This is a genomic window from Paraburkholderia aromaticivorans (assembly GCF_012689525.1).
GTDB classification, from domain to species: domain Bacteria; phylum Pseudomonadota; class Gammaproteobacteria; order Burkholderiales; family Burkholderiaceae; genus Paraburkholderia; species Paraburkholderia aromaticivorans_A.
This window is the reverse complement of the sequence record NZ_CP051516.1, coordinates 4342793-4359718: the sequence shown is the minus strand read 5'-3', so window position 1 is coordinate 4359718 and position 16926 is coordinate 4342793. Positions and strand designations below refer to the sequence as shown.

At 65.9% G+C, this 16926-nt stretch carries 14 protein-coding genes; 7 read left to right on the top strand and 7 right to left on the bottom strand.

Features of this window, described 5'->3' with window-relative positions; translation table 11 throughout:
- Position 1: 1 nt before the first annotated feature.
- From fliI to fliF, 4 genes are read right to left on the bottom strand one after another with little or no spacing between them, the layout of a single operon-like run.
- Positions 2–1651, bottom strand: coding sequence for a flagellar protein export ATPase FliI (fliI, locus tag HF916_RS48010; RefSeq protein ID WP_168795518.1), 1650 nt, complete (start codon positions 1649–1651; stop codon positions 2–4).
- A complete protein-coding gene (gene fliH / locus HF916_RS48005) occupies positions 1645–2328 on the bottom strand; it encodes a flagellar assembly protein FliH (RefSeq protein WP_012434687.1) in 684 nt (227 codons plus the stop codon). Before fliH ends, fliI begins: the two co-directional genes overlap by 7 nt.
- Positions 2315–3310 (bottom strand): flagellar motor switch protein FliG, encoded by a 996-nt coding sequence (fliG, locus tag HF916_RS48000; protein ID WP_168795517.1) that lies wholly within the window; start codon positions 3308–3310, stop codon positions 2315–2317. The genes fliH and fliG overlap by 14 nt, the downstream gene beginning before the upstream one ends.
- Positions 3300–5105, bottom strand: a complete 1806-nt coding sequence (fliF, locus tag HF916_RS47995) for a flagellar basal-body MS-ring/collar protein FliF (RefSeq protein ID WP_168795516.1) — start codon at positions 5103–5105, stop codon at positions 3300–3302. The genes fliG and fliF overlap by 11 nt, the downstream gene beginning before the upstream one ends.
- A 235-nt stretch (positions 5106–5340) precedes the next feature.
- On the opposite strand from fliF, the gene fliE reads away from it, so the two are divergent.
- The 5 genes from fliE (at position 5341) to HF916_RS47970 (ending at position 8538) form a co-directional block, all read left to right on the top strand.
- A complete protein-coding gene (gene fliE / locus HF916_RS47990; protein WP_168795515.1) occupies positions 5341–5676 on the top strand; it encodes a flagellar hook-basal body complex protein FliE in 336 nt (111 codons plus the stop codon).
- Between the two features lie 217 nt (positions 5677–5893).
- Entirely contained in the window at positions 5894–6328 is a 435-nt protein-coding gene (gene fliS / locus HF916_RS47985; RefSeq protein ID WP_168795514.1) for a flagellar export chaperone FliS, read from the top strand.
- Complete coding sequence (locus HF916_RS47980) at positions 6325–6651, top strand: flagellar protein FliT (RefSeq protein WP_168795513.1); 327 nt, start codon at positions 6325–6327, stop codon at positions 6649–6651. The genes fliS and HF916_RS47980 overlap by 4 nt, the downstream gene beginning before the upstream one ends.
- Positions 6652–6742: 91 nt before the next feature.
- Positions 6743–8179 carry a flagellar hook-length control protein FliK gene (locus HF916_RS47975; RefSeq protein ID WP_168795512.1) on the top strand — a complete coding sequence of 479 codons (1437 nt, stop codon included), beginning with the start codon at positions 6743–6745 and terminating at the stop codon, positions 8177–8179.
- Positions 8179–8538, top strand: coding sequence for an EscU/YscU/HrcU family type III secretion system export apparatus switch protein (locus tag HF916_RS47970; protein WP_168795511.1), 360 nt, complete (start codon positions 8179–8181; stop codon positions 8536–8538). The genes HF916_RS47975 and HF916_RS47970 overlap by 1 nt, the downstream gene beginning before the upstream one ends.
- Positions 8539–8541: 3 nt before the next feature.
- On the opposite strand, the gene HF916_RS47965 is transcribed toward HF916_RS47970, so the two are convergent.
- Positions 8542–9960, bottom strand: a complete 1419-nt coding sequence (locus HF916_RS47965) for a coniferyl aldehyde dehydrogenase (protein ID WP_168795510.1) — start codon at positions 9958–9960, stop codon at positions 8542–8544.
- Between the two features lie 102 nt (positions 9961–10062).
- Positions 10063–11748 carry an isovaleryl-CoA dehydrogenase gene (locus tag HF916_RS47960; protein WP_168795509.1) on the bottom strand — a complete coding sequence of 562 codons (1686 nt, stop codon included), beginning with the start codon at positions 11746–11748 and terminating at the stop codon, positions 10063–10065.
- Between the two features lie 307 nt (positions 11749–12055).
- On the opposite strand from HF916_RS47960, the gene HF916_RS47955 reads away from it, so the two are divergent.
- Positions 12056–13714, top strand: a complete 1659-nt coding sequence (locus tag HF916_RS47955) for a GMC family oxidoreductase (protein ID WP_168795508.1) — start codon at positions 12056–12058, stop codon at positions 13712–13714.
- Positions 13715–13887: 173 nt separating this feature from the next.
- On the top strand, positions 13888–15642 hold the full coding sequence (locus HF916_RS47950; RefSeq protein WP_168795507.1) for an OmpA family protein: 1755 nt from the start codon (positions 13888–13890) through the stop codon (positions 15640–15642).
- Positions 15643–15701: 59 nt separating this feature from the next.
- Here the strand turns inward: HF916_RS47950 and HF916_RS47945 are convergent, their stop codons facing one another.
- Positions 15702–16664: a LysR family transcriptional regulator gene (locus tag HF916_RS47945; protein ID WP_168795506.1), complete on the bottom strand. Its 963-nt coding sequence runs from the start codon at positions 16662–16664 to the stop codon at positions 15702–15704.
- Positions 16665–16926 lie beyond the last annotated feature (262 nt).

The following is a 16926-nucleotide window of genomic DNA, read 5'->3' as shown; positions in this document are numbered from 1 at the left end:
GTCAGCCTCCTTGGGCAAACAGCGCGTCCAGCATTTCGAGACTCGGTTCAAAGTTCGCGCACTCGCGAAAACCTTGCTGCAAAAATGCTTCCATCCGCGGATACAGCGCGATGGCGCGGTCGAGCAGCGCGTCGCGCCCGCTCGAATACGCGCCGACGTTGATCAAATCGCGGTTGCGCTGATAGCGCGACAGCATCTGCTTGAACATACGCGTCTTGTCCAGATGGTTTTCGTCGATCAGCGCGGTCATTGCCCGGCTAATCGACGCTTCGATGTCGATGGCCGGATAGTGACCGGCCTCAGCCAGCGAGCGCGACAGCACGATGTGGCCGTCCAGAATCGCCCGCGCGGAGTCGGCGATCGGGTCCTGCTGGTCGTCGCCTTCAGTCAGCACCGTATAGAACGCGGTGATCGAGCCGCCGCCCGCCGGGCCATTGCCGGTCCGCTCGACGAGCGCCGGCAGCTTGGCGAACACCGAAGGCGGATAGCCCTTGGTGGCGGGCGGCTCGCCCACGGCGAGGGCGATCTCGCGCTGCGCCATCGCGTAGCGCGTCAGCGAGTCCATCAGCAGCAGCACGTGCTTGCCCTGGTCGCGGAAATACTCGGCAAGCGATGTCGAATACGATGCGGCCTGCATGCGCAGCAGCGGCGAGACGTCGGCGGGCGCGGCGATCACCACGGAGCGCGCCAGGCCTTCCTCGCCGAGAATCTGCTCGATGAATTCCTTCACTTCGCGGCCGCGTTCGCCGATCAGGCCGATCACGATCACTTCGGCGCTGGTGTAGCGCGCCATCGTGCCGAGCAGCACTGATTTACCGACGCCCGAACCGGCGAACAGCCCCATGCGCTGGCCACGGCCGACGGTCAACAGCGCGTTGATCGCGCGCACGCCGACGTCGAGCACCTTGTGAATCGGTTCGCGGTTCAGCGGATTGATGACCGGCGAGGACAGTGGGGCGTCGGCATGCGCGCCGAGCGGGCCGAGTCCGTCGAGCGGACGGCCGGAGGCATCCAGCACGCGGCCGAGCAATTCCCAACCGACCGGCAGACGTTTGGCGCCCGCCATCGGATCGGCGATCGGCGCGCTTTCGAGCGGAAAGACACGTGCGCCGGGCAGCAAGCCGATCACTTCGGTGGTCGGCATCAGAAACAGCTTGTCGCCGGAGAAGCCGACCACTTCGGCTTCGGCCATCGGCAGTGAACTGCCTTGCGGCAGTTCGATCATCACTTCGGCGCCCACGGAGAGACGCAGACCCACTGCTTCGAGCACCAGACCGGCCGCGCGCGTGAGACGTCCGCAGGCGCGCATCGGCTTGGCGATCGCGTTGCGCGCGCGCAGTGCGTCGAGGCGGCCGCGCCACGCTTGCATGTGCGGATTGCTGTCGAGCGCGGGATCGTACGGGGCGTGGGCGATCGCGGCGGAAGCAGGGCTTGCGGCAGCGGCATCGCGGCTCGCGGCGGCGCCCGTCGCCGGATGGGCATGCGCCGGATCGCGCAAGGCGGCTTCGATGGCCGCGACCGCAGCCGCGGCGGGTGTCACCGCAGCCGGTTCTTCCGCGAACGCCTCGGCGCCGAACGACGCCAGCGCCAGTTCGCGTTCGAGCGGCGTCAGGTCGCTGGCGCGGATCTCTTCGAGCGTCGGCTTCACCATGTGCTCACCTTGCCGAGTGCGGCAGCCACGCGCTCCCAGCGCGTGTCGATGCCGGCATCCACTTCGCCGGTGTTGGCTTGCGCGCGGCAACCGCCGCGTTCCACTGCCGGATCGGTACGCACGGTCCAGCCGCGCGTTTGCAGTTCTTCCATCAGATAGGCTTCGACGACCGGCAGATCGGCGGGACTCACGATCAAGGCCGGTGCGCCGACCAGCGTGGGCTCGGCGGCCAGCACCTCACGCGCGGCGGCGATCAGCGCGGTCGGGTCGTGCTGCACGTGCTGGCGCACCACCTGTTGCGCGATGTCGAGCGCCAGTGCGACCAGCGTCTCGGAAATCGCGCCCTGAGCGCCGTCGAGCGCGGCCTTGAAGGTTTCGGCCAATGCGGCGAGCCGCGCGGCTTCTTCACGCGCTTCGCTCTGGCCTTGCTCGAAACCCTGCGCGTGGCCCTGGTCGTAACCGGCTTGATAGCCGAGCGCCTGACCGGCCACGTGGCCGGACGCGATGCCCTGTGCATGAGCGGCGTCGCGCAGACGTTCGAGTTCGGCCTCGAACGCGCCGTCGTCGACTTCGGGTTCGGGCGGCGCCGGCGGCACTGGATCGAACGAGGCCATCTCCCAGCGCTGGTAGGCCGAGAGGCGTTCCTTCGCTGCGGAGTTCTGATCAGACATATGCATCTTCGGCCTTGCCGCCTAGAACGATCTGGCCGCCTTCGGCCAGGTTGCGCACGATCTGCAGGATGCGGCGTTGCTGCGTCTCGACTTCGGAGACGCGCACCGGACCGCGCGCGTCGAGGTCTTCGGCGAGCAGTTCGGCCGCACGCTGCGACATGTTCGACAGGAACTTCTGGCGCAGCGCGGGCGGCGCGCCCTTCAGCGAAATGATCAACGCCTCGGACTCGACTTCCTTCAGCAGCAGCTGGATCGCGCGGTCTTCCAGATCGAGCAGGTTCTCGAACACAAACATCTGATCAATGATCTTCTGCGCAAGTTCCGCGTCGTACTGGCGAACGTTCTCGATGACGCCTTCTTCATGATTGCTCGACATGAAGTTGAGAATTTCCGCTGCCGTGCGGATGCCGCCCATCGGGCTGCGCTTGAGATTGTCGCTACCGGACAGGAGGCCGGTCAGCACGTCGTCGAGTTCGCGCAGCGCGGCCGGCTGGATGCCGTCGAGCGTCGCGATCCGCAGCAGCACGTCGTTGCGCAGCCGCTCCGTGAAGCAGGCGACGATTTCCGACGCCTGATCGCGGTCCAGGTGAACGAGGATGGTCGCGATAATCTGCGGATGCTCGTTCTTGATGAGCTCGGCGACCGCCGCGGAATCCATCCACTTGAGGCCTTCGATACCGCTGGTATCGCTGCCCTGCAGAATCCGGTCGATGATCGCGCCGGCCTTGTCGTCGCCGAGCGCCTTGGTCAGCACCGAACGGATGTACTCGTTCGAATCCAGCGACATGCCGGTGTGCTGCTCGGCCTCGCGTACGAACTCCTGCAGGACTTCGTCGACCTGCTCGCGGGTCACGCTCTTCAGTGCGGCCATCGCGACGCCGATCTTCTGGACTTCGCGCGGCCCGAGGAACTTGAACACCTGCGCGGCTTCTTCCTCGCCGATCGACATCAGCAGGAGCGCGCTCTTCGTTACGCCTTCAGCGCTCATCGGACACCCAATTTTTCACGACGGTTGCAACGATCTTCGGATCCTGGCGCGCGATGTTGCGCGCGAATTCCAGGTTCCGCTCATATTTGTGCTTGGAGCTTTCGAGGGCGAGCAGTTCGCTGTCGGTTTCCAGTTCGGCGACCGAGCTGCCGTTCGCACCCATGCGCTCGGCGGCGGGAATGCCGTCCAGCAGGATCGGCTCGTCCGGCGACGCCAGCGCCGCGACGGCGGCCGGCTCCGGCGGCGGGAAGGCGCGGCGCAGCGCCGGTTTCACCATCACGAAGTAGAGGAACAGGGCGACCGCGCCGATGCCGAGATACGTGGCGATCTGCTTGGCGAGCGCGATCATGTCCGGCGTGCGCCACCATGGCAGGTCGGCGTTCGGGTCGACTTCGGTGCTGAACGGGCTGTTGACCACGTTGACCGAGTCGCCGCGCGCCTGGTCGAAGCCCATCGCGTCCTTCACCAACTGGTTGACCTGCGCGAGCTTGTCCGCGGTAACAGGCTGCATCGTGGCGTGGCCCTTGCCGTCGACCACGCGCAGGTAGTTCACCACCACCGCCACCGACAGACGCTTGATGCCGCCCATTGGCTGTTCGAGATGGCGCACGGTCTTGTCGAGTTCGTAGTTGGTGGTCGCGTCCTTGCGGTCGCTGACCGGCGTGGTCGTCACGCCGCTCGTGCCGTTCGGCGCATTGATCGGCGCCGACGCGGGCTGCGGCGGCTGGTTCGACAGCGCGCCCGGCACGCCCGAGGCCGCGCCTTGCGACATTTCGGTGGCGGTGCTCGATTGCTGGCTGCGGATCGCCGCCTGTTGCGGGTTGCCGTTCGGGCCGTAGTTTTCCGAGGTCTGCTCGCTGTGCGAGAAGTCGATGTCGGCGCTAACCTGCGAATGCGCGTTGCCCGAGCCGAACAGCGGCGACAGGATCGCGTCGATGCGCTGCTGGGTGCTGCGCTCGATCTGCTGACGGTACTTCAGTTGCGAGGCGTCGAGCCCGCTGCCGGTGGACGGCTGCGTCAACAGGTTGCCGTCCTGATCGAGAATGGTCACGCCCTTCACCGGCATATCCGGCACCGCCGACGACACCATGTGCGTGATCGCCATCACTTGGCCTTCGTCGAGCGCGCGGCCGGGGTAGAGGTTGACCAGCACGGAAGCGGACGGCGCTTCCTTGTCGCGCACGAACACGGACGGCTTCGGAATCGCCAGATGCACGCGCGCCGACTTCACCGACGAAATCGACTCGACCGTGCGCTCCAGTTCGCCTTCCAGCGCGCGCTGATAGTTGATCTGCTCGGCGAACTGGCTGATGCCGAACTTCTGGTTGTCCATCAGTTCGAAGCCGACCGAGCCGCTCTTGGGCAAGCCTTGCGACGCGAGGCGCAGACGCATTTCATGCACCTGTTCGCCTGGCACGAGGATCGCGCCACCGGCGTCGGAGAACTTATAGGGAATGTTGGCCGCCTGCAGCGCCGTGATGATGGCGCCGCCGTCGCGGTCCGACAGGTTGCTGTAGAGCACCTTGTAGTCCGGCGCCCGCGACCACAGGAACAGCCCCGCCACCACGGCGACCAGCAACGCGACCGCGAATATCAGCGGGGCGCGCGGGTTGCCGCGCATTTGCGCGAGGCCTGAGAGGCGCTGACCGAAGTTGCCACCGAGGTTGCTTCCCAGGCCGCCGAGGTCTGCTGCGCCGCCGGCCTGGCCGGCACCGGCCGCACCGGCGCCAGGCTGCGCGCCGGCGAGGCCCATGCGGGCGTCGGGGTTGATCAAAGAGTTGGCTGACGAATCCATGCGTCGGGTTTCTCCGGGATGCCTTTTGCGTTCTGCCCGCTACCGCACCGAGGGTCGGCGGGCGCACGGACAGAGACTTTCACCCTTGAAATTATCCGCAGCGCGGCTCAACCCGATTGCTTGAATAGAGCCGGGTTTCCCCCCTAGTTTCGGGGCTTTCCCGTATGGCCCGCTGCTATGCTTTCGTCCAGATCGGTACGGTTTGGCATGCCGGTCGTCATTCCCTGGAGAAAATATGGCTTTCCCCGTGAACGCGCTTTCGTCGGCGCTGCAACAGATGCAGTCGATGGCGGCGCAAGCGGCCGGCGGCAGCAATACGGTCACTGACACGTCCGGCGCGGCGACGCCCACCGGTTTTGCCTCGGCGCTGAAGGCCTCGCTGGACAAGATCAGCGGCGATCAGACCAAGGCGGTCGGCGAATCGCAGGCGTTCGAACTCGGCTCGTCGAACGTGTCGCTGAACGACGTGATGGTCGACATGCAAAAGGCCAACGTGGGCTTCCAGTTCGGCCTGCAGGTGCGCAACAAGCTGGTGTCCGCCTATAACGACATCATGCAGATGTCGGTGTGAACGCGGATCGGGCGGCAAGGCTGTTCCGCCCGCCCGAACGCGTGCATGCCGTGCGGCTCTCGAGGGCTGGGCCATTTGGCCCCTTAAACCTCCTTACACTGGCCTAAAGCTTTCCCGCTGCCTATCCGATAACCAGGTACAGGCAGAAATCGGGATGCGGCAACGTGCCCGGATGGGGTGCCACGACCAACCGCAGTGCAAGAGAGGAGGAGCGCCGATGTTTTCCCCAGGACACTCTGGAGCCAATGCGTACGCACGCGTCGGCGTCGAGACAGGGGTGATGGGCGCGAGTCCGCATCGTCTGATCGTGATGTTGTATCAGGGCGCCCGGCAGGCGATCGCGCAGGCGCGCATGCACTTGCAGCAGGGCAATGTGCCGGCTCGCGGAGAGGCGATCGGCAAGGCGATTCAGATCGTCGAAAGCGGGCTGCAGCAGTCGCTCAACGTCGAGGCGGGCGGAGAGATTGCGGAGCGGTTGAACGCGCTGTATAGCTATATGTCGCGCCGGCTGCTCGAAGCCAACATAAAACAAAGCGAGGCGATGCTGGTCGAGGTGGATGGCCTTCTGGCCACACTCGAAGAGGCATGGATCGGGATTGCCCCGGAGATCGCGCGGATGGCAGCCCAGCCCGCCGCGGAAAGCATGAGATGACATCGAACGCAGAATACTTCGCCCGTTATGAGGCGATTGCAGCGATTTCCTGCCGCATGCTGATGGCTGCCCGGCGCGCACTGTGGAACGATCTGGTCCACCTGCAAGAGGAATACCGCCATCTGGTGGAGGCGTTGAAAGACGCCGAAACGGGCGTGAAGCTCGACGAGGCGGAGCGTCTGCGCAAGTACGCGCTGATCCGTCAGATCCTCGCCGACGACGCTGCGATCCGCGATCTGGCGAATCCGCGCATGGCCAATCTGTCCGCGCTGTTCGCCGGACGGCCAACGCGCGTGCTCAAGGAGCTGTACGGAGCGCGCTGAGTTGTGCCGCGCGCGCCGAGAGGCGCCTCTAACCAACCGGCTGACTGACTTTATTTGAGCGCGACGCCGCCAATGTGACCAAGGAATCGGCATGAACGGGATCGACACGACTGTCGCTTCGGTGCTCGCGAGCCGGATCGATAGTCTGCTCAATATCGCGCCAGGGAGCGCGGCAGCGTCGCAGGCCGGCACGGCGGGCGTCGAAACCGCGCCGACCATGCCGGCGCTCATTGAGACGGCCGCGCCGCAGCCTTCCGCCCAGACCGCGCTGTCCGCTGTCGCGCTGACGCTCAATGCGATCGTGCGCTCGGGCGGCGAGGCGACGCCCGCCGTGATCGGCCAGACGCCGATCTGGCCGGCCGCGCCCGCGCTCGATGTCGAAGTCGGCGCGTTGCCGCTGTTCGACACGTCCTCTGCTGCAACGGCTTCCACTGCATCCGCCGCCAATCCGAATGCCGCTGCCACCGCGGCCACCGCCAATGTCGCGGCGGCCCAGGTGCCGGTCGCGGCGCTCGCCGCCGCGCTCGAACAGACCGTCGGCGATAGCGGCCTCTTTTACGAAGCGCATCTCGCGCAATGGCTGGCGGGCCAGCGTTCGCCCGCTTCGCTTGCCGGCGAAGCACAAAACAAACTGGTCGCTGCTGCCGCGCAACTGCCGCTCGACTGGGCGAACGACGGCGGCGAGGCATCTCCCGCCAATCCGTCCGCCCGGCAGGGCATGGGTGCGGCGCCGAATGGTTCATCGAACGGCGGCGCGCAAGACGCCGGCGCCGCCGCCGCGCGCGGGATGCCCTCAATACCCAACGCGCAAGCCGCGCGTTTCGTGGCCGGCGAGGTGCTGGCCAGTTCCCTGTCCGACCTGAACGGCCAGCCCGCGCGTGCGAGCCTGCACAGCGCGGCCGCGCAAACCGTCGACAGCGGCGCCTCGCAGAATTCGCAGTCGATGGCCGCCGCGGTTCATCCCGCGACCGTGCCGTTGGTGCGTCAGCAACTCGATCTGCTTGCGACCGGGCAGTTTCGCTGGACCGGCGAAGCATGGCCGGGCGCCAAGCTCGACTGGACCATCGAACAGGAAGGCGATGAATGGGACCGTAGCGGCGGCGGCACGGCGAGCGAGGACGACCAGCCGTGGCGCACCCGCCTGACGCTGTCGCTGCCGACGCTCGGCACTGTCGATGCGGAATTGACGCTGACCGGCACTCGGCTCGTCGCGCGCGTGCAGGCGAGTCCCGGCGGCGCCGCGCGTCTTGCGATGCAGGGCGAGAGCTTCCGTCAGCGGCTCGCGGCGGCGGGCATCCAATTGAACGGCTTGACGATTCGCGAGATTGGCGGCGGCGCGCCCGCCACCGCCGCGAATGCCGCGGGCGCGGCGGCCGCTCAGGCGGCGGCGTCGGCGTATGCTCGGTCGGCTTCGGCGGCCAGTTCGGCAGATGCGGGCGGTGCGGCCGGCTCGGCAGCGAGCCGAACTGCGGGCGTGCGCCGTCGCACCGCAGCCACGCCGCTCGACGATTTCGATTGGGACATGTGATGAGCCGCAAACATCGCCGCAGCGCGGCCGCGCTCGTCTACGACGCCCAAGGCGGCGATCCCGCGCCGCGCGTGATCGCCAAAGGCTACGGCATGCTGGCCGAGATGATCGTGCAACGGGCCAAGGAAGCCGGCCTGTACGTGCACGAAGCGCCCGAAATGGTCTCCCTGTTGATGCAGGTGGATCTCGACACGCGCATTCCACCGGAGCTTTATCAGGCGGTGGCGGAGATGCTCGCGTGGCTGCATCGGCTGGAAAGCGGCGCCGAGAACGAGCCGTCGCCAGCCGCGAACGCCGACGCGCAGGACGTCATCGACGTGGTGGCCACCGAAATCGAAGGCGGCCCGGCGGCGCGCTGAGCGTCAGAACCGCATCATCAGTTTCAGCAGCGCGTTCACCCGTTTGCCGTACGGCGGCGAAATCCATCCGCGGGCGTTCAGACGCGCCTGCGTCAGCACCGGCTTCATCTTCGAGAAGGTCACGAAGCCTTCGTAGCCGTGATATGCGCCCATTCCGCTCGCCCCGACTCCGCCGAACGGCAGGCTCTCGCACGCCAGATGCATCAGCGTTTCGTTGATCGCCATGCCGCCCGCGACGGTTTCGTGCGTCACGCGGTCGATGGTGGCGGCGTCGTCGGCGTAGAGGTACAGCGCGAGCGGACGCGGCCGGGCGTTGATCCACGCGATCGCGTCGTCGAGCGTGTCGTAGGACACGATGGGTAGCAGCGGGCCGAAGATTTCCTCCTGCATCAGCGCGCATTCGTCCGGCGCGTTGGTGATGGCGATCAGCGGGAAGCGGCGGCTTGTTGCATCGGGCGAACTGTCGGTGAGCGCGTGCAGTTGGCCGCCGGCGGTCTGGGCTTCGTCGGCTAGGCGCTCCAGCCGCGCGAAGTGGCGCGCCGAAATGATCGAGGTGTAATCCGGATTGTTGCAAAAGTCCGGGTACATCTTCGCCATTCGAGCACGCGCCCGTTCGACGAACGCCTGCTCCTTGCCGCGCGGCACCAGCACGTAGTCCGGCGCGACACAGGTTTGCCCCGCGTTGAGCGTCTTGCCGGCGATGAGGTTGTCCACCGCGTTGTCGAAGCGCGCATGCGCACCGATGATGGCCGGCGACTTGCCGCCCAGTTCGAGCGTGACCGGCGTCAGATGCTCGGCGGCGGCGCGCATCACTTCGTGGCCGACCTTGGTCGAGCCGGTGAACAGCAAGTGGTCGAAGGGCTGCGCGCTGAACGCGGCGGCGAGCGCGGCGTCGCCGTTCACCACCGCGACGTGATCGCGCGCGAAAGTCTGGCCGATCAACTGCTCGAACAGCGCCGACGTGCGCGGCGTCAGTTCGGACATTTTGATGATCGCGCGATTGCCGGCGGTCAACGCGCTGACGAGCGGCCCGACGGCGAGCAGCACCGGATAATTCCACGGCACGATGATGCCGACCACGCCGAGCGGCTGCGGCACGACTTTCGCGCGCGCCGGCAACAGCCATTTGTTGGTGCTGCGGCGCTGCGCTTTCATCCAGCGCTTGCCGTGCCGCAGCGCGCCGTCGATTTCCTCCTTCACCAGCAGGAATTCGGCGAGCAGCACTTCCTGTTTCGCGCGATTGCCGAAGTCGGCATTCATCGCGTCGGCGAGCGCGTCGCGATTGTCAAGCATGACTTTGCGCAGCGCTTTCAGATGCGCGGCGCGTGTCTCCCACGATGGATACGGCGCCCGTAAATAAGCGTGGCGCTGCTCGCGCAGCAGCGCTTCGAGCGCGGCGACTTCCGGCAGATCGTTCTTCATGTGTGTCCACTCCCTGATGGATTGCGTGCGCGTCGAGCCGCGCTTTTATTGGATTTGCTTTCTGCTGCTTCGCGGCATCACTCGAAGCGTGCGTGCCGAACGTCAGGCCGGAAAAGCCCGTTCGATGATCGCCGCGTGATCGAACGTGGCCGGCAGCGTGCCGTACACACGGCCGCTTTCGCCGCAACCGTCGGCAAGACGCGTGGCAATGAACGCCTCGGCCACTTCGGCGGGTGCGTGTTTGAGCAGCAAGGTGGCCTGCGCGATCAGCACGACCTGCTGCGCGATCCGCCGTGCCGACGCTTCGCGATGCTCGGCCGCTCCGTTGAGCGTGGCGGCGAATTTGCCGAGCGCCGCGCTCAATGCAGGATGCGCTTGCGCATCCGCCTGCCATGCGGCGAATAGCGCCTGCGCGGCTTCCGGCTCGCGCTCCATCGCGCGCAGCACGTCGAGGCACATCACGTTGCCGGAACCTTCCCAGATCGAATTCACCGGCGCTTCACGATAGAAGCGCGCCATCGGACCGGTTTCGACGTAGCCATTGCCGCCCCAGACTTCCATCGCCTCGCCGGTGAATTCCAGCGCGCGCTTGCAGACCCAGTACTTCGCCGCGGGCGTGACGATACGGCGCCACGCGCGCTCGGCCAGCGAGGTGGAGGCGGCGTCGGTGGACTCTTCGAAAGCGCGCGCGAGACGCATGAACAGCACCGTCGCCGCTTCCGATTCCAAAGCCAGGTCGGCGAGCACGTTGCGCATCAGCGGCTGATCGGCCAGATGGCGGCCGAACGCACTGCGATGACGCGCATGGTGAATCGCCTGCACGAGCGCCGCACGCATCAAGGCCGCGCTGCCGATCACGCAATCGAGCCGCGTGTAATTCGCCATTTCGATGATGGTCGGCACGCCGCGTCCTTCGTCGCCGATCATGATGCCGAACGCGTCGAGGAATTCGACTTCGCTGCTCGCATTCGAGCGGTTGCCGAGCTTGTCTTTCAGGCGCTGGATCTGCACGTTGTTTTTGCGGCCGTCCGGCGCGAAGCGCGGCACGAAGAAGCACGAGAGGCCTTCGTGTTCGTCGGTGCGGCCGAGCACGAGATGCGCGTCGCACTGCGGCGCCGAGAAAAACCATTTGTGACCGACGAGCCGGTAGGCGGCGCCGCGGCCGCTGCCGGCGGTGGAGTAGGCGCGGGTCTGATTGCTGCGCACGTCCGAGCCGCCTTGTTTTTCGGTCATGCCCATGCCGATCATTGCGGAGGTTTTCTGCTTGAGCGGCAGGTCGCGCGAATCGTGCTCGCGCGCGTAGAGCTTGTCGCGCAACGTCGCGAATAGCGCGGGTTCGCGTTGCAACACGGGGATGCTCGCGAAGGTCATCGTCAGCGGGCAGAGCGAACCGGATTCGATTTGCGCATGCAGAAAGTAACCGGCGCAGCGCGCCACCATCGCGCCGCGTTGCGGATCGGAAAACGGCAGCGCGTGCAGACCTTCACGGCGCAGGAGTGAAAGCAGCGTGTGCCACGAAGGATGAAATTCCAGCGCGTCGATGCGCTCGCCGCGCGGACTATGCGTGAAAAGCTCGGGCTCGTGACGGTTGGCCAGTTCGGCGAGCGCCAGCGTCTCGGGCGTGGTGAGCGCCGCGCCGTGCTGCAGCAACGCGCCACGATGCCACCCGGCGCCGTCACGTTCGAGGGCGGCGGACAACGCGACGTCGCTGGAAAACAGGTTGTAGTCCGCCAGCGGCGCAACCTGATTGGTCACCTCGTGAGTCTGGCCGAAGCTGTGCCGTTCCATCTGCTGTCTCCGTTCAACGCATGCTCGCCGGCGTTGGTCGGCAGTGGGCTGTTTAATCGCCGCGTGTCATGCCGCGCGCTGAGAGGACGGCGCGTGCAACGCCGTGTTTGAATGCTGTGCGCAGCCGCCCGGCGGGCGTTGGCGCGTCTTTCATCATAGGGGCGCGACGGCGCTTCCGTTTAGAGGAATCGCTCTGGCGCGAACCCGCCGCGGTGTCCGAACGCTCCCTACAATGCCGATGAAACACATGTAGACAAGTGTGCACGAGACAGGGTGCGCGAGCAACGCGGCCCATCAGGAGGAGCGGATGCAATACGACTACATCATCGTCGGTGCAGGGTCGGGCGGTTGCGCGCTGGCGAGCCGTCTCGCGGATAGCTGCCCGGACGCGACGATCGCCCTGATCGAAGCCGGCCCGCACACGGACCGCAATCTGTTCGTCAACATGCCGGTCGGCGTGGCGGCCGTGGTGCCGCACAAACTCAAGACCAATTACGGTTATCTGACCACGCCGCAGCCGGGGCTCGGCGGACGGCAAGGGTATCAGCCGCGCGGGCGCGGCTTCGGCGGGTCGAGTGCGATCAACGCGATGATCTACACGCGCGGCCATCCGCTCGATTACGACGAATGGGCGGGACTGGGTTGCGAAGGCTGGTCGTGGGCGGACGTGCTGCCGTATTTCCGCCGCGCCGAAGGCAATCAGCGCGGCGCCGATGCATGGCATGGCGACAGCGGCCCGTTGACCGTCTCCGATCTGCGCTATCAGAATCCATTTTCGCGGCGGTTCGTGCAGGCGGCGATGGAAGCCGGCTACAAGCCAAATAGCGACTTCAACGGCGCGGATCAGGAAGGGATCGGCTTCTATCAGGTGACGCAGCGCGACGGACGCCGTTGCAGCGTGGCGCGCGCCTATATCTACGACCGCGCGCGTCCCAACCTGCACACGATCGCCGACGCGACGGTGCTGCGCGTGGCCTTCAACGGCAAGCGTGCAAGCGGTGTGGAGATCGTGCGCGGCGGCCGCACGGAAACGCTCGAAGCACGCGCGGAGGTGGTGCTCGCGGCCGGCGCGTTCAATTCGCCACAACTGCTGATGTGCTCGGGCATCGGACCGGCGGCGCATCTGCAGTCTCTCGGTATTTCCGTGCTGCACGACGCGCCGGAAGTTGGCCAGAATCTGATCGACCACATCGACTTCACGATCAACAAGCGGGTTTCGTCGATCGAGCCGACCGGCTTTTCGATTCGCGGCATTGCGCGGATGCTGCCGCAGTTCGTTACTTTCGTGCGCCACGGGCGCGGCATGCTGTCGAGCAATGTCGCCGAGGCGGGCGGCTTTCTAAAGAGCAATCCGACGCTCGACCGGCCGGATCTGCAATTGCATTTTTGCGCGGCCATCGTCGACGATCACAACCGTCACATGCATTGGGGCCATGGTTATTCACTGCACGTGTGCGTGTTGCGGCCGCACAGCCGCGGCACCGTGACTCTCGCGAGTGCCGATGCGCGAATCGCGCCGGTAATCGATCCGCGTTTTTTCAGCGACTCGCGCGATCTCGATCTGCTAGTGGACGGCGCGCGGATGGCGCGGCGCATTCTCGATGCGCCCTCGCTCGCGCTGCATGGCGGCAGCGAGTTGTACACGCATCCGGGCCAGTCGGACGCGGAGTTGCGCCGCACGATCGCCGAGCATGCCGACACGATCTATCACCCGGTGGCCACGTGCCGGATGGGCGGCGACGCGCGCTCGGTGGTCGATCCGCAGTTGCGGGTGCGAGGCGTCACGGGGCTGCGGATCGTCGACGCCTCGGTGATGCCGACCCTGATCGGCGGCAACACCAATTCGCCGACGGTGATGATCGGTGAGCGCGCGGCCGACCTGATCGCGGCGGCCCGTCGCGAATCGCAAGCGGAGCTGAAGATGGCATCAATCGGCAGAGCCGGCGTGGCGACGAATACCGCCTGAGCTTTCGGTGATATTTCAGATTTTGCCGCCAAATATGAGACAACTTGAGCGAACGTCTGCCAATTCGTCATAAATTGTGCCGTTTCGTTTATGAGATTTCCTGAAACCTATAATCGCGCCGCAAAAAAGGAGCGCGTCAGGTGGCGCGTTCGGGAACTCGAGGAAGCGAAGCGATGAGCATCAACGCAATTCAATTGATTCAGTCCGCCATGACGGACGGTGTGGTGCGACAGCTAGCGGAGCGCTTCGGGCTGCCGGCGGACGCGACGCAAAAGGTGCTGGCCACCACGGCGCCGGCGCTCGTCGCCGGTCTGATGCAAAAGGGCGCGACGCTCGACGGTGCGCGTGCGCTTTTCGCCACGATCCTCTCGCCGGAAGTGAACGGCCATATCGCCGAACAGCTGCCGCACCTGATCGGCAGCACGAATGGTTTGAGCCAACTGGAAATGGCCGGGCGGCAGTTGCTCGAACGGACGCTGGACCGCCGCGTCGACGCGCTGAGCGACGAAGTCGCCTCGCAAACCGGTGTGCCGGCGCACGCCACGCATGCCATGACGGGCATCATCGGTGCAACGCTGCTCGGCTTGCTGAAGCGGCACTGTCTCGAAGGTCAGGGCAACGCCGGGCAATTGCCCACGCTGCTGGGCCATCAACTGCCGGCCATTGCGCCTTATATGAACGACCGCCTGATGGCCGCGCTCGGCCTGGGCGGGCTCGGCGTGTTTGCCGGCAACATTCTGGCGCAACTGAAGGCTGTTTCGTCGCATATCGACCATCCGACGCCCGCAGCGAAGCCGGTGGCCGAAGCGTTGTCGACTATCCAGGTGCCCGTGGGCGCCGTGGTGCGCGAAGAGCGCCGCTCGCACACGTGGCTGTGGTGGCTGCTCGCGGCAATCGCGGCGGTGCTGGCGTTTCTGTTTTTGCGTGGCTGCCAAGGTGAGCAGAACGCCAGCCGCGTCGGCGCACACAGCAGTCCCGAAGCGGCGGTTACCGCGCAACCGGCTTCGGCACCGCTTCAGGCTTCGGCCGCTGTGGTAGCTGCCAGCGATGCGGCAGCGTCGGCGCCCGCCGCCAGCGCCGCGACGCCCGCAAGTTCAGCAAGCGACGCGCAGCAACCGCCCGCCGCACTCGCGCCGACTCAAGACAGCCAGCTCAGCTTCACCGTCGACGCCGCGGGTAAACCGACGCTGACGGCCACCGTCGGCAGCGAAGCCGAAAAGGCGCAACTGGTGGATGCGCTGACGAAGCGCCTTGGTCAATACAACTTCGTGCCGGACATCACGGTCGATCCGGCCACGAAACCGGCCGACTGGCTGGCCCATTTCGACGGCCTGTTGCCGCTGCTGTCACTGCCCGGCGCGGAAGTCAAAGTGGTCGGCACGCACATCGAACTGAGCGGCACTGCCGCGGACAAGAAGCTCGGCTGGCTCGACAAGCTGAAGTCGCTGCTCGGCACGTCGTATCAGATCGGTTCGTTCGACGTCGCGCACGCCGTCGCCGATGCCAACGAGAACTTCCGCAGTGCGATCAAGAACCTGCTCACGCCGGATAGCTCGTGCGCGGCAGCGGACGTGGTCAGGGTGCTGAACCTGCAGGTGATCAACTTCGCGAGCGCCAGCGCGCATGTGCCGGCTTCGGCGGTGGATGATCTGAACCAGTCGGCGCGCGTGCTGAACGCCTGCGCGGGCAACGGCAAGACGACGCGGCTCGAAGTGGCGGGCTATTCGGACAACGTCGGCGGCGAACAGGCGAATCTGCAATTGTCGAAGCAACGTGCCGAAGCGGTGCGCGCCTATTTCGTCAAGACAGGCGTGCCTGCTGATTCGCTGATGGCGCAAGGCTATGGCCAGGCGCGGCCGGTGGCGAGCAACGACACGGCGAGCGGCCGCTTTGCCAACCGTCGCATCGAGTTCGTCGCGCAGCAGTAACTGCGCCCTGGAATCATCGCGCAAGACATGCCGCCCGGTTTGCGCCGGGCGGCATTGCATCATTCTGCGGGCCGAACCGGAAACGGCGTCGTGATACCGGTCACGCCGATGCCCGGCCCGAGCATGAAATCGTCGCCGGCCTGACCGGGCAGCGCCTCGCGCGCGACTTCGAGCCAGGCGCGCGCGGCGTGCGACAGATAACCATTGCGGCGCCAGCCGATCGCCATTTCCCACGGAATCTCCGGTTCCACCACCGGCCGGCAGGTGAACTGTGCAGGGTCGAGACGCCGGCAGTACGGCGCCGGCAACAGCGCAATGCCGACACCGGCCAGCACCAGCGCCGCCATGAAATCCCAATGCCCGCTGCGTCCGACGATGGTCGGCGCAAAGCCGGCGGTGCGGCACGCGTTCAAAACGACATCATTGAGAGCAAGACTCTCGCCGTAGAACACGAACGGCTCGTTGGCGAGTTGCACGAGCGGCACCTCGTGCAACTCGTCCCAGCGCGAGCCGGTGCGCGCGACGAGCCACAGCAGCTGACGCGTCATGGGCAGCACGTCGATATTTTCCGGATCGACCGGTTGCAGCACGCCGCCTAATTCCAGTTCGCCGTTGATCAGCGCCGTCTCGATGGCGCGTGAACCTTGCTCGAACAGCTTGAGTTCGATTTTCGGATAGCGTTGGCGAAACACGGCGATGGCCGGCGTGAAGAGCGAGCCGCCCATGGGCGGAATGCCGATGGTGAGTTGACCGCGGCCGAGCGTGTCGAGATCGTTCAGTTCTGCCTGCAATTGCGCGTGCGCCGCCAGCACGTCCTGACCGCGCTGGTAGACGATCCGGCCGGCATCGGTCAGCACCATTTGGCGCCCGTCCCGCAGCAACAGCGGGGAGCCGATTTCATCTTCCAGCGACTTGACCATTTTGCTGATGGTCGGCTGCGTGACGAACATCTGCTCGGCCGCGACGGTGAAACTCCGCTGACGCACCACTTCGACGAAATACCGCAGCGCACGTAGTTCCACGATCTCAGGCTCCAGAATTCCAAATTGGAATGGGTCGAGTGATTGTAAGTCATCGTGTTTATGTTGCGGGTAGCCGTTGGGACGGCGCTGGCAGTCGGCGTTACGGTGCGCGTTGTGGTTGCGGCCGCCGTCTTCGGCACGGTTTCACGCGACGCATGCCGTGGCTAGCGCAGATGCTGAGCCAGCTACCGATCTGAGCACGCCGCACCGATTTCAAGATGCGCTCAGCCGCAAGCGGAATAACATCAGAGGATCTCCACCG

Bases quoted from the DNA above. Each gene is read 5' to 3' on its own strand.
- fliI (WP_168795518.1), bottom strand. From the start codon at position 1,651: ATGGTGAAGCCGACGCTCGAAGAGATCCGCGCCAGCGACCTGACGCCG.
- fliH (WP_012434687.1), bottom strand. From the start codon at position 2,328: ATGCATATGTCTGATCAGAACTCCGCAGCGAAGGAACGCCTCTCGGCC.
- fliG (WP_168795517.1), bottom strand. From the start codon at position 3,310: ATGAGCGCTGAAGGCGTAACGAAGAGCGCGCTCCTGCTGATGTCGATC.
- fliF (WP_168795516.1), bottom strand. From the start codon at position 5,105: ATGGATTCGTCAGCCAACTCTTTGATCAACCCCGACGCCCGCATGGGC.
- fliE (WP_168795515.1), top strand. From the start codon at position 5,341: ATGGCTTTCCCCGTGAACGCGCTTTCGTCGGCGCTGCAACAGATGCAG.
- fliS (WP_168795514.1), top strand. From the start codon at position 5,894: ATGTTTTCCCCAGGACACTCTGGAGCCAATGCGTACGCACGCGTCGGC.
- HF916_RS47980 (WP_168795513.1), top strand. From the start codon at position 6,325: ATGACATCGAACGCAGAATACTTCGCCCGTTATGAGGCGATTGCAGCG.
- HF916_RS47975 (WP_168795512.1), top strand. From the start codon at position 6,743: ATGAACGGGATCGACACGACTGTCGCTTCGGTGCTCGCGAGCCGGATC.
- HF916_RS47970 (WP_168795511.1), top strand. From the start codon at position 8,179: ATGAGCCGCAAACATCGCCGCAGCGCGGCCGCGCTCGTCTACGACGCC.
- HF916_RS47965 (WP_168795510.1), bottom strand. From the start codon at position 9,960: ATGAAGAACGATCTGCCGGAAGTCGCCGCGCTCGAAGCGCTGCTGCGC.
- HF916_RS47960 (WP_168795509.1), bottom strand. From the start codon at position 11,748: ATGGAACGGCACAGCTTCGGCCAGACTCACGAGGTGACCAATCAGGTT.
- HF916_RS47955 (WP_168795508.1), top strand. From the start codon at position 12,056: ATGCAATACGACTACATCATCGTCGGTGCAGGGTCGGGCGGTTGCGCG.
- HF916_RS47950 (WP_168795507.1), top strand. From the start codon at position 13,888: ATGAGCATCAACGCAATTCAATTGATTCAGTCCGCCATGACGGACGGT.